9 protein-coding genes are annotated in these 15,611 nt (G+C 38.9%); 4 read left to right on the forward strand and 5 right to left on the reverse strand.

Translation table 11 applies throughout. The features are described from left to right. Window positions 1–9 precede the first annotated feature (9 nt). Both JEP71_RS14285 and ppc read left to right on the forward strand, forming a co-directional pair. On the forward strand, window positions 10–2,448 hold the full coding sequence (locus tag JEP71_RS14285; RefSeq protein WP_198626432.1) for a bifunctional aspartate kinase/homoserine dehydrogenase II: 2,439 nt from the start codon (window positions 10–12) through the stop codon (window positions 2,446–2,448). 926 nt (window positions 2,449–3,374) lie between these two features. Further along, entirely contained in the window at window positions 3,375–6,011 is a 2,637-nt protein-coding gene (gene ppc / locus JEP71_RS14290) for a phosphoenolpyruvate carboxylase (protein WP_198626433.1), read from the forward strand. A gap of 83 nt (window positions 6,012–6,094) precedes the next feature. On the opposite strand, the gene phrB is transcribed toward ppc, so the two are convergent. After that, window positions 6,095–7,522 (reverse strand): deoxyribodipyrimidine photo-lyase, encoded by a 1,428-nt coding sequence (gene phrB / locus JEP71_RS14295; RefSeq protein WP_198626434.1) that lies wholly within the window; start codon window positions 7,520–7,522, stop codon window positions 6,095–6,097. 10 nt (window positions 7,523–7,532) lie between these two features. After that, window positions 7,533–9,035: a glycine betaine/L-proline transporter ProP gene (proP, locus tag JEP71_RS14300; protein ID WP_198620353.1), complete on the reverse strand. Its 1,503-nt coding sequence runs from the start codon at window positions 9,033–9,035 to the stop codon at window positions 7,533–7,535. Between the two features lie 709 nt (window positions 9,036–9,744). Between proP and JEP71_RS14305 the strand changes: the two genes are divergently transcribed. Beyond that, window positions 9,745–10,758, forward strand: coding sequence for a LysR substrate-binding domain-containing protein (locus tag JEP71_RS14305; protein WP_109373424.1), 1,014 nt, complete (start codon window positions 9,745–9,747; stop codon window positions 10,756–10,758). 61 nt (window positions 10,759–10,819) lie between these two features. Here JEP71_RS14305 and JEP71_RS14310 read toward each other — a convergent pair whose 3' ends face one another. From JEP71_RS14310 to JEP71_RS14320, 3 genes are read right to left on the reverse strand one after another with little or no spacing between them, the layout of a single operon-like run. Further along, window positions 10,820–11,998, reverse strand: a complete 1,179-nt coding sequence (locus JEP71_RS14310) for a M20 metallopeptidase family protein (RefSeq protein ID WP_109373425.1) — start codon at window positions 11,996–11,998, stop codon at window positions 10,820–10,822. After that, window positions 11,998–12,447: a hypothetical protein gene (locus JEP71_RS14315; RefSeq protein WP_109373426.1), complete on the reverse strand. Its 450-nt coding sequence runs from the start codon at window positions 12,445–12,447 to the stop codon at window positions 11,998–12,000. Before JEP71_RS14315 ends, JEP71_RS14310 begins: the two co-directional genes overlap by 1 nt. Next, complete coding sequence (locus tag JEP71_RS14320; RefSeq protein WP_023583450.1) at window positions 12,444–13,265, reverse strand: DUF3100 domain-containing protein; 822 nt, start codon at window positions 13,263–13,265, stop codon at window positions 12,444–12,446. The genes JEP71_RS14315 and JEP71_RS14320 overlap by 4 nt, the downstream gene beginning before the upstream one ends. Window positions 13,266–13,832: 567 nt before the next feature. On the opposite strand from JEP71_RS14320, the gene poxB reads away from it, so the two are divergent. Continuing rightward, window positions 13,833–15,557, forward strand: a complete 1,725-nt coding sequence (gene poxB, locus JEP71_RS14325) for a ubiquinone-dependent pyruvate dehydrogenase (RefSeq protein WP_198620354.1) — start codon at window positions 13,833–13,835, stop codon at window positions 15,555–15,557. The last annotated feature ends 54 nt before the right edge of the window (window positions 15,558–15,611 follow it).

The following is a 15,611-nucleotide window of genomic DNA, read 5'->3' on the forward strand; positions in this document are numbered from 1 at the left end:
CCATGGATCATGAGCGTAGTGGCGATTAAACAACAGGCGGAGCCGATTTGCCGTCAGTTACATAAATTCGGTGGTAGCAGTCTTGCGGACATAAAATGTTATCAACGTGTCGTGAATATCATGACGAACTATAGCCAACCTAATGACCTAATGGTGGTTTCTGCGGCGGGCTCCACGACGAATCAGTTGATTAGCTGGCTGAAACTTAGCCAAAGTGATCGTATTTCTGCCCATCAAGTTCAGCAAACGTTGCGCCGTTACCAGTTATCTTTAATTGAAGGGTTACTTTCAAAAGAGAATGCAGAATTACTTTCCCAAGCCTTTATTGCTGATCTTGAACGCTTAAGTTATTTGTTAGATAAACCAATTACAGACGCAACTTATGCAGAAGTTGTCGGCCACGGTGAAATTTGGTCTGCAAGATTAATGGCGAATTTGCTTACAGAGCAAGGTTTACCTAGTGTGTGGTTAGATGCGCGTGAGTTCTTGTGTGCTGAAAGAGCGGCTCAGCCACAAGTCAACGAAACGTTATCTCGCCCATTACTTCAAGCACTCTTAGCTAAACATCCTGAAAGCCGTTTTGTTGTAACGGGTTTTATTAGTCGCAATCAACAAGGTGAAACGGTCTTATTAGGTCGTAACGGTAGTGACTACTCTGCAACACAAGTTGGGGCTTTAGCCGATGTTGGTAAAGTTACAATTTGGAGTGATGTTGCGGGTGTTTATAGTGCAGATCCTCGCAAAGTAAAAGATGCTTGTTTATTACCCTTGTTGCGTTTAGATGAAGCGAGTGAATTGGCTCGATTAGCCGCCCCAGTTTTACATACGCGTACACTTCAACCCGTTTCAGGCAGTAATATTGATTTACAACTTCGTTGTAGCTATCAACCAGAGCAAGGATCAACACGTATAGAACGTGTGTTGGCATCAGGAACGGGCGCTAAAATAGTGACTAGCCATGATGATGTTTGTTTGATTGAGCTCCAACTTCCATCACATCAAAATTTCGAACAAGTGGCGAAAGAGGTTGATGAATTACTTAAGCGTGCACAAATTCGCCCTTTAGCTACTGGTGTGGATAAAGACAGTCAACTTTTACAACTTTGCTATACCAGTGAAGTGGCTAATAGTGCATTGGACGTGCTACAAGATGCAGTTTTACCAGGTAAATTACATTTACGAGAAGGCTTCTCATTAGTGGCTTTAGTGGGGGCGGGTGTTTGTAAAAATCCTCTGCATTGTCATCGTTTTTATCAACAACTTAAAGACCAACCAGTTGAATTTATTTGGCATGCGGAAGATAACATCAGTTTAGTTGCGGTATTACGTAATTATACTGAGCACTTGCTGCAAGGTTTGCATCAAACGTTATTTAGAGCTGAAAAACAAATTGGCTTAGTACTGTTTGGTAAAGGGAATATTGGTTCACGTTGGTTAGAATTGTTTGCTCGCGAACAAGAGCCTTTATCAGCACGCAGTGATTTTGAATTTATCCTTGCGGGCGTGGTCGATAGCCGTCGCAGTTTGCTGGACTACCAAGGGATTAATCCTAGTCGTGCTTTGGCATTCTTTGATGACGAAGCAACTGAACATACGGAAGAGTCACTCTATCTTTGGATGAGAGCACATCCTTATGATGATTTAGTGGTAGTTGATATTACTGCCAATGAGTCTCTTGCCGCTTCTTATGAAGATTTTGCTAGCTACGGTTTTCATGTTATCAGTGCAAATAAGATTGCTGGCTCGGCTTCAGGTGTACGCTATCGTGCCACACGAGATGCGTTTTCTAAAACAGGTCGCCATTGGTTATATAACGCTACAGTGGGTGCGGGTTTACCCATTAATCATACGGTGCGTGATCTGCGTGAAAGTGGTGACACTATTTTATCCATTAGCGGTATTTTCTCTGGCACACTTTCTTGGTTATTTTTGCAATTTGATGGCACAGTTCCTTTCAGTGAGTTGGTGGAACAAGCTTGGCAACAAGGATTAACAGAGCCTGATCCACGAATTGATTTATCAGGGCAAGATGTGATGCGTAAACTGGTTATTCTTGCTCGTGAAGCGGGTTATGACATCGAGCCAGAGCAGGTACGTGTTGAATCTTTAGTACCTGTGCAAGCTGAAACAGGTTCGCTAGAAGAATTTTTTGATAACAGTGCGCTGATTAATGAACAAATGGCACAACGATTAGCTGCTGCAAATGAAATGGACATGGTATTACGTTATATCGCCCGTTTTGATGCTAATGGTAAAGCTAAAGTCGGTGTTGAAGCCGTGAGAAAAGATCATCCCCTCGCTTCGCTATTACCAGGGGATAATTTATTTGCGATTGAAAGTCGTTGGTATCGTGATAATCCGCTTGTGATCAGAGGGCCGGGAGCTGGCAGAGATGTGACCGCAGGCGCAATTCAGTCAGATTTAAACCGTCTTTCTCAATTACTGTAATTTAATTATTTCTTTTTTATAAAGGTTATCAGCGGGTTATTTTCTGCTGATAACCTTTTGTCATTTTTGTGTCATATCACCCAATTTTTTTAATTTCTTTGGCTATACTTAATTTATCTCTAGTCACAAAGGAGCGATTGATGTCAAAGGTAGTAAGACAGATTGTCCCACTAAGAAATGAAATGACGGAGGTGAACCATCAAGCTAAAGAGAACTTTTGTCAGTAGCTCATGATGTGAAATTTAAGCATCTTGAGTGGAAGTTGAAGTGGAAGTATGGTTACAACGTGTTAGAACGTTATTTAAAGTACAATTCGATTAACCACATGTTTTACAACAGACAACTTAACTTACTGAAAGAACAATTCGTTATTCTTAATTTAAAGCGCTGATATTCAGCGCTTTATTCGTTTTTATCTTATGAAAATTTTAATCGGAAAATTTAATCGAGTAAAAATGTAAAAGAGAAGAAAAATAAGGAATAAAATAGAGACATGAGTTATAGCCCATCGGTGAAATAAGCTAAGAATCAAAAAATAGACCAGACAATTTATCAATATTAAAAAAAATCATCTAAATTTACCGCCAGATAAACCCTCACGTATCTTGCCCTTTCTAGTAAAAAACGCTTCTTAGTCGATAAGAAACAAAAATATGTCCTTATTTTTGGCAAAATTGAGCCAAAACAACATGAATATTAGCCATTCTTATAACACTAAAGCCGTAATTAAATTTCAGAAAAATCCCCCAAACCGATTATTTTCTGATATGAATAGTAGGCTAAGTAAAAAAAGCAGTGTGGCTTATCACAAAAATCAAAATAAAGTCACATCAGAAATGAAAGTTAATTACACAACTGGGAGGACATGACTTTTCTAATAGGAAGAAGCATGTTGTTACCGCCACAAAGACAAGGTCAGGAGTCTTATGAATCAACAATATTCTGCTATGCGTAGCAATGTCAGTATGCTTGGCAAGCTACTTGGAGATACGATAAAAGAAGCACTCGGTGAAGAAATTTTAGATAAGGTTGAATCTATTCGAAAATTATCTAAATCGTCACGAGCAGGTAATGAAGTTCAGCGACAAAAACTGTTGTTGACGTTACAAAATCTCTCTAATGATGAATTATTGCCTGTTGCTAGAGCATTTAATCAATTCTTAAACCTGACGAACGTGGCAGAACAATACCATAGCATTTCGCCTCATGGCGAAGCGGCTAGCAATCCTGTGGCATTGGCAAAACTGATCACCCGACTAAAAGATAAGAATTTTACCGACGAGCAATTAAAAGAAGCCGTAGAGCAAATCTCTATTGAGCTGGTATTAACGGCACACCCAACCGAAATTGCACGTCGCACACTTATTCATAAATTAGTTGAAGTAAATACCTGTTTATCTCAACTCGACCACGATGATTTAGCGGATTACGAGCGTACTAATATTATGCGCCGTCTGCGCCAGTTAGTGGCTCAATCATGGCATACTGACGAAATTAGAAAAATTCGCCCAACACCAATTGATGAAGCAAAATGGGGCTTTGCGGTTGTTGAAAATAGCTTATGGGAAGGTGTTCCTGCTTTTTTACGTGAATTTAATGAGCAGCTTAGAGAGTCCATTGATTACAACTTACCAGTAGAAGCTTCTCCTATTCGTTTTACCTCATGGATGGGTGGAGATCGTGATGGTAACCCAAATGTGACGGCTGAAATCACACGCCATGCTTTACTATTAAGCCGTTGGAAAGCTGCTGATTTATTCTTAAATGATATTCAAGTCCTTGTTTCAGAACTTTCAATGACAGAAAGTACACCTGAACTGCGTGAATTAGCGGGTGGTGCTGAAGTTGCAGAGCCTTATCGTGAAATTGCTAAACAATTGCGTACACGTTTACAAGTGACTCGCGATTATCTAGAGCAACGCATTAAAGGGCTACAATCGTTACCGCCAGAAGGCTTATTGATTGATAATGAAGAACTTTGGGAGCCGTTATACGCGTGTTATCAATCATTAACTCAATGTGGTATGCGTATTATTGCCAATGGGCAACTGTTAGATACATTACGCCGTATTCGTTGTTTTGGCTTACAACTGGTGAAACTGGATATTCGCCAAGAAAGCACCAATCACACTGAAGCACTCTCTGAATTAACACAATATTTAGAGCTTGGTGATTATGCAAATTGGTCTGAAGAGCAAAAACAAACTTTCTTACTTGAAGAATTAAATTCTAAGCGCCCATTGATCCCGACAAATTGGCAACCAAGTGCAGCGACTCAAGAAGTATTTGAGACTTGTCGTGTCATTGCACAATCACCTAAAGATTCTATTGCCTCTTATGTGATTTCAATGGCAAAAGTGCCTTCTGATGTATTAGCGGTAAAACTATTACTGAAAGAAGCTGGTGCGAATATTCGCTTACCTGTTGCTCCTTTATTTGAAACGCTTGAAGACTTAAATAACGCTGAAAGCGTAGTGACCCGTTTGTTTAATATCCCTTGGTATCGTGATCTAATTGATGACAAACAAATGGTGATGATTGGCTATTCAGACTCAGCAAAAGATGCGGGTGTGATGGCGGCATCATGGGCGCAATATCGTGCTCAAGATGCATTAATCAAACTCTGTGAAAAATCAGGCGTAACATTAACACTATTCCATGGACGTGGCGGTACGATTGGTCGTGGTGGCGCGCCAGCACATGCAGCTTTACTTTCTCAACCACCAGGAAGTTTAAAAGGCGGTCTGCGTGTGACAGAACAAGGTGAAATGATCCGCTTTAAGTTCGGACTACCACAAGTCACAATCAGCAGTCTTGCTCACTATGCTGGTGCAATTTTAGAAGCCAATTTATTGCCACCACCAGAGCCAAAAGCACCTTGGATTGAGGTCATGGATTCTTTGTCTGACGTTTCTTGTGCAATGTATCGTGACTATGTGCGAGGGCAAGAAGACTTTGTTCCTTACTTTAGAGCGGCAACTCCAGAAGGCGAGTTGGGTAAACTACCATTAGGCTCTCGTCCTGCAAAACGTCGTCCTACTGGTGGTGTCGAAACCTTGCGTGCTATTCCGTGGATCTTCGCATGGACTCAAAACCGCTTAATGTTACCTGCTTGGTTGGGCGCTGGTGCCGCATTACAGCATGAAATTGATGGCGGGAAACAAGCGGTATTAGACGATATGTGTGAGAACTGGCCGTTCTTTAATACACGTATTGCGATGTTGGAAATGGTCTATGCTAAAGCGGATTTATGGTTAGCGGAATATTACGATCAACGTTTAGTTGAAGAGCGTTTATGGCCACTAGGAGCTAAATTACGTCAGCAACTTTCTGATGATATTAAGAGTGTTTTGGCGATTTCAAAAGATGAGCACTTAATGGCAGATTTACCTTGGGTTGCAGAATCTATCGCACTACGTAATGTCTATACTGATCCATTAAACGTACTTCAGGCCGAGTTATTACAGCGTTCTCGTACACATAGTGAGTCGGATCCTCGTATTGAACAGGCACTAATGGTCACTATTGCAGGTATTGCGGCAGGTATGCGTAATACAGGCTAGAGGCATCAGTATTTAGAAATAAAAACAGCGCTTAATAATAGCGCTGTTTTTTGTTTTTTTATCTCTTATCTCTGATATTGGTTTTATTTTTTTGCTTCTTCATAAGACTCAATAGCTCTTATTCGTGCTTTTGCGTGATCAACTATGGGTAATGGGTAATCGAGAGAATTATTGGTTTTTGCTGCCCATTCGTGAGGCGTATGAATATATCGACTCGGCACATTGGCGAGTTCAGGAAGCCAATGGCGGATAAATTCACCATCAGGATCGAACTTACGACCTTGAGTGGTAGGATTAAAAATTCGAAAATAAGGTACGGCATCAGTTCCTGTTGATGCGGCCCACTGCCAACCCCCATTATTTGATGCGAAATCACCATCAATCAGTTGTGACATAAAATAACGCTCACCCCAACGCCAATCAATTAACAAGTCTTTGATAAGAAAGCTCGCCGTGAGCATACGTAAGCGGTTATGCATCCAACCTGTTTGGTTAAGCTGTCGCATCGCAGCATCAATAATAGGGAAACCCGTTGAGCCTTGAGTCCAAGCATTAAATTCATCTTGATTATTACGCCAATTGATTTTTTCTGTCCAAAGCTGAAAAGCAATGTGTTTGCATAAATTGGGATTTGCCACAATTAAGTGTTGGTAAAACTCTCGCCAAACAAGTTCATTAAACCAAACAAATGCACCTGATGTGCTGTTTTCTAAGAAATCAGGTTCAGTTTGATAAAGGCGATTAAAACATTGTCGAATAGACAGTAATCCAATCGAAAGATAGGGGGATAATCGACTTGTACCATCAACTGCGGGAATGTCTCGCCATTTTGCATAATGTGGGACGCTTTCATAACAGAATTGCTTTAAGCGTTTAAGTGCCTCTTCTTCAGTAGAGATAAAAGAGGGCAAGCTTGTATTTTCAAGTGAAAATAGCGGTGCTTTTAAAGGTGATACCGCTTTTTGATGTGTCCTGATCTCTGGGATAGGTAACGAAGCGTTATTTTGTGAAAAAAAGAGCCGAAGGAATGCATTTCTAAAGGGAGTAAAAACCTTATACATCTCCCCTTGTTGGGTGACTACATTACCTGGTGGAATAAACACATTGTCATGATAAGCATAAACGGTTGTCTTATTCTTCAGTAACTCAGTGACCTTTTCATCACGACGTTGTTCATTAAGGGCATATTGGTGATTGAAAAAAAGGGCGGTGGCTTGATGCTGTTGGCAATACTCAGCCACTTTATCGGCTGCATTTGAATAAGTATCGCTAATCACGATTGTCAGTGGAATATTGAGTTTTGCCAGTGATATTGAAAGATCCAGCAAAGCATTATGAATGAACGCCTGACATGACAAAGCCATATTGTGGGCTTTCCATTGTTCAGGCGTTACGGTGAAAAGAGCATGCACCTGTGCTTGTTTATCTTGGCAAGCGTTAAAGAGTGCTTTGTTATCCGTCACTCTTAAATCATTACGAAACCAGACCAAATGAACAGAAGACGGGTGCATGTGACCTCTCTTAATCTAATTTAGGATGTTGATCGATAAGCGCTTGGCGTTTTTTCTGTAATGCCTCAATTTCAGCTTCAATATCTTCAACACGTTGCTCGATATTATCATAATGCTCAGACAGAATTTCTTTTGCCTCTGATCTATCTGATGCCGCAGGTGTTGCACCTCGTAAAGGTTTATTTGCGGTTTCAATCATCTTAATCCCTGTGATCAAACCGACAACGGCAACAATCATCAGATAATAAGCAGGCATATATAAGTCACCAGTTGCTTCAACTAACCATGCCGCTGCCGTTGGTGTTGCACCTGCCACTAATACAGAAATATTAAATGCAATAGCTAATGCACTATAACGAATATGCGTTGGGAATATGGCAGGTAAAATAGACGCCATTACCCCAGTAAAACAGTTGAGTAGAACCGCAAGAATTAATAATCCTAAGAAAATTAAACCGATTTCATCACTGTTAATCATCATAAACGCAGGGTAAGCAAGAATAAACAACCCAATACTACCACCGATAACAAACGGTTTACGGCCAATTTTATCACTGAGTAAGCCGATCACAGGCTGTACAAATAACATCCCTATCATAATCGCGATAATAATCAAAACACCGTGATCTGCCGAATAGTTTAAGTTATGGGATAAATAACTCGGCATATACGTTAATAACATATAGTAGGTGACGTTAGTGGCAATCACTAAACCCACGCAGACGGTCAAACTTTTCCAATATTTTGAGGCGATTTCACGTAATGAAACACGCGGTGGATTTTCGATAGATTTACGGTCATCGCTGTTCATTTCATCAACATGCTGTTGGAATGCAGGCGTTTCTTCTAAAGCATGACGTAAATACAAACCAATAAGACCTAATGGTAATGCTAAGAAGAACGGGATACGCCATCCCCACTCATGGAATGCTGTTTCTCCAAGGATAGTAGAAATAAGTACAACAACACCTGCACCCATAACAAAACCAGCAATAGAACCAAAGTCTAACCAGCTTCCCATAAATCCACGTTTACGGTCTGGTGAGTATTCAGCAACGAAAATCGCCGCTCCTGAATATTCACCACCAATGGAGAAACCTTGTGCTAATTTAGCGAGTAATAATAAAACGGGAGCCCAGATCCCAATAGTTTCATAAGCAGGGATCAGACCAATGGCAAACGTACTGAGCGCCATAATAATGATGGTGACAGATAACACTTTCTGACGACCAAATTTATCCCCTAGCATCCCAAACACAATGCCACCTAATGGTCTTACAAGGAAAGGTACAGAGAATGTGGCAAGGGCTGCAATCATCTGCACACCTGGAGATGCGCCAGGGAAAAACACTTGACCTAAAACATAAGCGAGAAAGCCGTAGACACCGAAGTCGAACCATTCCATGGCATTACCTAATGCCGCGGCGGTAATGGCTTTTTTCAGCTTACTATCATCAATAATTGTTATGTCATTGATTTGTAATGGTTTGTTTCTTTTCTTCTTCATTTTCATATTAAGTGACCTTTTATTAAGGTATTCGTAATTTCTTGTTATTCAATTAATTAAAAGAAATGAAGTGACTATTTGATAGCGAGAAGAGTGAGTAATAAAAATTCACTAAAAAACAGCTTACTTCTACCTATTTTAAATAGTGGTATTAAGCTAATAGATAAGAGAATATTTATTAAGTATAGATGAGATTAAATAAGATTTTAGGAAGTTTTCTTTGTCGTTTTGATATAACAAAACATAGCCTCTAGTATTAAAATGTGATCGTTATCATAACGTAATTCTGCTTTTGTGTAAAATTTGTAGTGTGAGAGGTTTTAAATTTACGTTAAGTAAACTTAAAATATCGAAAAGAAAAATCAAAAAATAAGATCAATTTTTATCATAAATAACAATTGGTTAATCTAATTTGTTGTGTTTTTTGATACAAGCTAACGCATTTATATGAGCATTATGCATAATACAAATACCGAAAGGTAAATAGAAAATAATAACGCCTTATTTTACTTTATTATTCTTTCGAATAGTGAAGATGAAAATGTGGATAATAGAATAGATCTCGCTATTCTTATTATTGATTACATCAAGATAGTATGACGGGATATCATGACAGAGATATTAAAGATAGCCTCGTCATTCCCCATATTTAGAATAACAACTTATAAATTTAATAATTAACCGCGCATTTGTGCAAATTAACCCAGGTACCTCTATGAACATTAATCAACTGAAAAGCTTTGTTGAAGTCGTGAAAAATAATTTCAACATTACTAATGCGGCTGAAAAACTTTATACCTCACAACCGACAATCAGCAAGCAACTAAAGATATTAGAAGATGAATTAAGTGTATCGCTGTTTGTTCGTAAAAATAATAACTTATTAGCATTAAGCCCGATGGGTAAAGAAGTCCATAAAATTGCTTGTGATATTCTTGGGCAAGTTGACCGAATCAAAAGCATTGTGGCGGAAGAAGATCGTAATAAAAAAGTTGATTTACATATTGCGACAACGCATACGCAAATTCGTTATTCATTGCCGAATGTGATTGATCACTTTCGTCGCTATTACCCCAATATTTCTCTACATTTTCATCAAGGCGCACCAGCTCAATTAGCGGAAATGGTTAAAAATGGTGATGTGGATTTTGCGATTGCCACAGAATCTATGCACCTTTATGAAGATCTAATTACACTGCCTTGTTACCGCTGGACTCGTAGCTTATTAGTCCCTTATGACCACCCTCTTGCTTTATTGAAAGACGATGAGCTGGTTACCATCGAGCAGATGGCGGAGTATCCACTGATTACTTATGTTTTTGGTTTTACAAGAGGATCTAAATTAGACAAGGTATTTTATAAAAATAATCTTAAGCCTAATGTGGCGTTAACTGCGACGGATACAGAGATTATTAAATACTATGTTAAGCGACATTTAGGTATCGGCGTTATTGCAGCTGCTTCATATGATGAGACAGAAGATGGTGGCGCACTAAAATGTATTAATATCGATCACTTAGTGCAACCGAGTTATACCCATATTTGTGTCAGTAAACATACCCATATGAAAGATTATATGCATGAGTTTATTTCTCTCTATGCCCCCCATATTGATAGAAATATTATTCAGATGCCAGAGCAGTGGGAAACACAATGGCACAGTAAAGAGGTCTATCAGGGATTGCCTGATTTGCGTTCTGTGAATATTAATAATATCGCGACAGAATAAAAGTAATAATAAAGCCCGTTTTGCGGGGGCAATAACGGGCTTAGGCAGAACAAGAGAAAGATTAGCGAGTCAGAATATTCACAAAAATCTGAGCACCCACTAATAAACAATCATCATCGACAAAATAAGGATTGGCGTGAAGGTAATTATTAATCCCTTTCGCTTGGTTACCACTTCCTAAGAAGAACATGGCACCGACCTTACCTTTTGTGGCGTTAACCATATAGCTAAAGTCTTCACTGCCTGTCATTGGCTTACCGTTTGATTCAATATTCTCTTCTGGTAAGAATTTACGCATCGCATCTAATAAACGCTGATGTGCAGTTGGATGATTCACAACAGCTGGGTATCCGCTATAGCTTAATGTGGTTTTAAATCCACCAGCCGTACTGCGGGCAACAATTTCGTCGAAGCTGGCTTTCAGTATTTGATCGGTATTTTCATCCATAGAACGGATAGTACCGCGCGCTTGTACGTGATCAGCTAATGCATTAGGGATTGTTCCCCCATTGATCATGCCACAACCAAATACCGCAGGGCTAAATGGATCTGTCTTTTTCGCAACAACATAATCCATATAGTCAATTAAGCGCGTTGCTTCACGAATGGCATCTAACCCTTTGTGTGGTGTTGAACCATGTGCAGAAACACCATAAACATCTAATGTCCATGCTGAACCATAAGACGACATCACACCATCATTAAAGCGAACACAACCTGTTTCGATAGCGGCATCATTATGAAGTGCGTATGTTTCATCAACGCCTTCCATACAACCCATTTCCACCATTTTTTCAGCGCCAGGTACACGCATATCTTCTTCCGCCATTTGGAAAATAAAGCGGACATTTGACGTCATCTCTTCTTTATTTTCGGCAAGATACTTAGCACTGGTTAATGCCATGGTCATATGGGTATCGTGGCCACAGTTATGCGCACAACCTTGGTGAACTGAACTGTGTTCATTATTGGTTAAGTCTGGCATTTCTAGTCCGTCCATATCAGCACGGATAGCAATTAATGGAAATTCAGAATTAACAATTAAGTCTGCTGTGAAACCAGTATATCCATCAAAAGTTTTAATTTTATAACCAAAACTTTCCATTAATTCACGACAGTATTTAGATGTTTTATATTCTTCACCTGATAGCTCAGGTATTTTGTGCAGGTCTTGTCGTGTTTTTTTACTAAAGTCATTTAATTGAAAGAGTTTTTCACTGACATTATAAATATTATTCATTAGATAACTCCCTGGATACTAAATCCAATTTGCGCGACGATTGATGCTCCAAAGAAACAACAAGTTGAAACAATCATGAAAATAAGAATAACTTTCCATGACATTTTCTTAAGTTCTTCTAATTGACCACCAACAGATAAACCCGCAAATGCTAATAAAGGAACACAACAAGATAAGAAAGAAACTTTACCAATAGAACTAATAAAGAAATCTCTTACCGGAGTTTCGGGTAAACAAATAAGGATCCCGATAATTGTTGCATAAGCAAATGTGGGTAAAGATGAAGGTAAATAATGTTTTGCAACGAGTGAAATAAATACCACTAATGACATAGCAATAAAGCTATCCCACATTGCATAAAGAGCGATCCCTGATGTTAATGTTTGAGTAAACATTGCCAGTAAAATAGCAACGAATACAAACTTCATATCAATAATTATATTTTTCATGCAGTTTTGCCTCTGGTGAAAATTTTATAAATTTTTTCTGAAAGAGGTAAACCTAAATAGGTTAATGACAGTGCGCCTAATGCGGAAGATAATAAATTAGATGCAGCGGCAACACTTAATACTTGCTGTGCTAATGCTTCATCAAGACCATTAATTAATGCACCTGATGCAGCACTTAACATTGAACCAGAACCCACACCAGAGCCTGCTGCAAGAGCAAGTGGATGTAATCCAGTTAGTGGAGCAATACTACCTAATACGCTAAACCATAAAGTACCGATAACAGAACCACATAAATAAATGGCTAATACACCAATATATTCTTGAGAGCCTGTACCAAATTTACCTTGGATAACAGCGATAGACGGTTCACGGCTAATAGATGAACAAGCACCAATTGCACGACGACCAAATCCAAATTTAATGGCTAATGGTACCGCAATTAATACTGGCAATAAGTTACCGAGTTCCTGAACAAATAAAGGAATACCGACACTTAAAATCATTTTAATATTAGGAACAATCATTCCCGCATATTGCGTACCTAAAATAAGTAGGCTGAAACCTACCATTTTACCGCAGAAGCCTTCTTCTTTTTCTGTGAATAATTTACCCCATACTTTAATTTTTTTACGGGTAAATCCAGCAGATATACACATACCAATAATTACAGCAAATAGCATTGGTAAAATAGGTATTACCGCAATGCCAATCTTAATTTCTTTTTTACCAATGACATATTGTGAAATAAAAATTAAGAAAAGGACTGCAAGAATACTAATAAAGAAAACCTTTATCGGACTTCTACTTTTGTCCATCCGTTAATCTCCGTTGAAAAATAATCAGGCTTTATTCTAGAGGACAAAAAGCAAAAGGTAGCGTGACCAATGTCATGTTTATTTCATACCTCTTTTTCATGGTGCATGAAATAATACAATGGTGATAAATTTATTAACAAATAGGAGAAAGTTAAATTTTTTAATAAAGACAGTGAGTAAGGCTGAAATGAGTCAGCTTAATTGTTAATAAAAATGTGAAGAGAAAAATCACAATTAAAAATTATTTTAATTATTAAAATAATACTATAAGAAAGTATTGTCTATAATTTAATAAAGAATAATACGTTATTAATGAGATGTATTCTTATTTGATGCGGTTATTATAAATTTAATGAATGTATTTGGAAGTGATATTTTATTTTTTGTATTTTTGAGGGCTGATTTTATCCCCACAGTGACATTATAGTGATTGGTGTTATTCTTTATATTTTAGTTAGTAAGATAATTTTCTCTGCAAGCTGATGAGGAAGAGAAACAGAATATGGGAAGGAGATAAGTGTAGCTCGCAGAGGCGTAATTCACCCAAAACTGAGGAAAGACATCACCATGAGTAAGCAAACAGTTGCAACTTATATTGCTAAAGTACTCCATAATGCAGGTGTGAAACGTATTTGGGGCGTGACAGGCGATTCTCTCAATGGATTAAGTGATAGCTTGCGAAAGATGGGAACGATTGAATGGATGGGAACCCGTCATGAAGAAGTCGCGGCTTTTGCCGCAGGAGCAGAAGCAGCAGTTAATGGTCAATTAGCGGTTTGCGCTGGCTCTTGTGGACCAGGAAATTTACATCTTATCAATGGGCTTTTTGATTGCCATCGTAATCATGTTCCAGTGTTAGCCATTGCTGCGCATATTCCTTCTGCTGAAATTGGTAGTAATTACTTTCAAGAAACACATCCTCAAGAACTTTTTCGCGAATGTAGCCATTATTGTGAATTAGTCTCAAACCCAGAGCAGATCCCTCAAGTGCTTGCCATTGCAATGCGAACCGCTATTTTGAAAAAAGGAGTCGCTGTTGTTGTTTTACCGGGAGATGTTGCACTAAAACCAGCCCCAGAAGATGCGCATGAAAACTGGTATCCGTTGCAATCTCCACTCATCATGCCAAATCGTTTCGAAATCGAAAAATTATCCGATGCGCTAAATAATGCAAAAAATATCACTTTAATGTGCGGTGCTGGATGTGCTCAAGCTCGCGACGAAGTGATTAAACTGGCTCAAACATTAAAAGCCCCTGTTGTACACGCATTGCGAGGGAAAGAGTACATTGAGTGGAAAAATCCCTATAGTGTAGGAATGACTGGATTAATTGGTTTTTCATCGGGTTATCATGCGATGGAAAATGCCGATACGTTAGTGTTATTAGGTACGCAATTCCCTTATCGTGCATTTTATCCATCAAAAGCCAATATTATTCAAATTGATATTAATCCAAGTAGCCTTGGTTCGCATTGCCATGTCGATATGGCGATGATTGGCGATATTAAAGCCACACTCAATGCGATACAGCCTCGTTTAAAAGAGAAAACAGATACCACTCATCTTGATGCTTCACTGAAACATTATGCTAAAGCACGAGAAGATCTGGATGCACTTGCACAACCGAGTGAACGTGAGCTTATTCATCCACAATATCTGGCTCGTCGATTAAGTGAACTGGCAAATGATGATGCTATTTTTACTTGTGACGTAGGTACACCAACGGTATGGGCGGCACGTTATGTGGGTATGAATGGCAAACGTCGTTTACTGGGCTCGTTTAATCACGGCTCTATGGCAAATGCGATGGCTCAAGCCATTGGTGCACAGGCGTTAGATAGAAAGCGTCAAGTTGTGGCAATGTGTGGTGATGGTGGATTTACCATGCTAATGGGGGATTTTATCTCATTAGCTCAAATGAATTTGCCTGTAAAAGTGATTATTTTTAATAACAGTGTATTAGGTTTTGTCGCGATGGAGATGAAAGCGGGTGGCTATTTGACGGATGGTACGGATTTGCATAATCCAGATTTCGCGGCTATTGCTAATGCATCTGGTATCAAAGGCATTCGAGTAGAAAAAGGTGAAGATCTGGATAATGCACTGAAAGAAGCTTTTGAACATGATGGCCCTGTGATTGTGGATGTGGTAACCGCAAAACAAGAGCTTTCAATGCCCCCTGAAATTAAATTCGAACAGGCGAAAGGGTTTAGCTTGTATATGATGAAAGCGATTATTAATGGTCGCGGTGATGAGATTGTTCAACTCGCGAAAACTAATTGGTTACGCTAGTTATTAAGTCAGATTGAAGATAAATAACCCTATCAAAATAAATCGATAGGGTTA

The sequence above is a fragment of the Proteus sp. PR00224 genome (assembly GCF_016238105.1).
Classification (GTDB): domain Bacteria; phylum Pseudomonadota; class Gammaproteobacteria; order Enterobacterales; family Enterobacteriaceae; genus Proteus.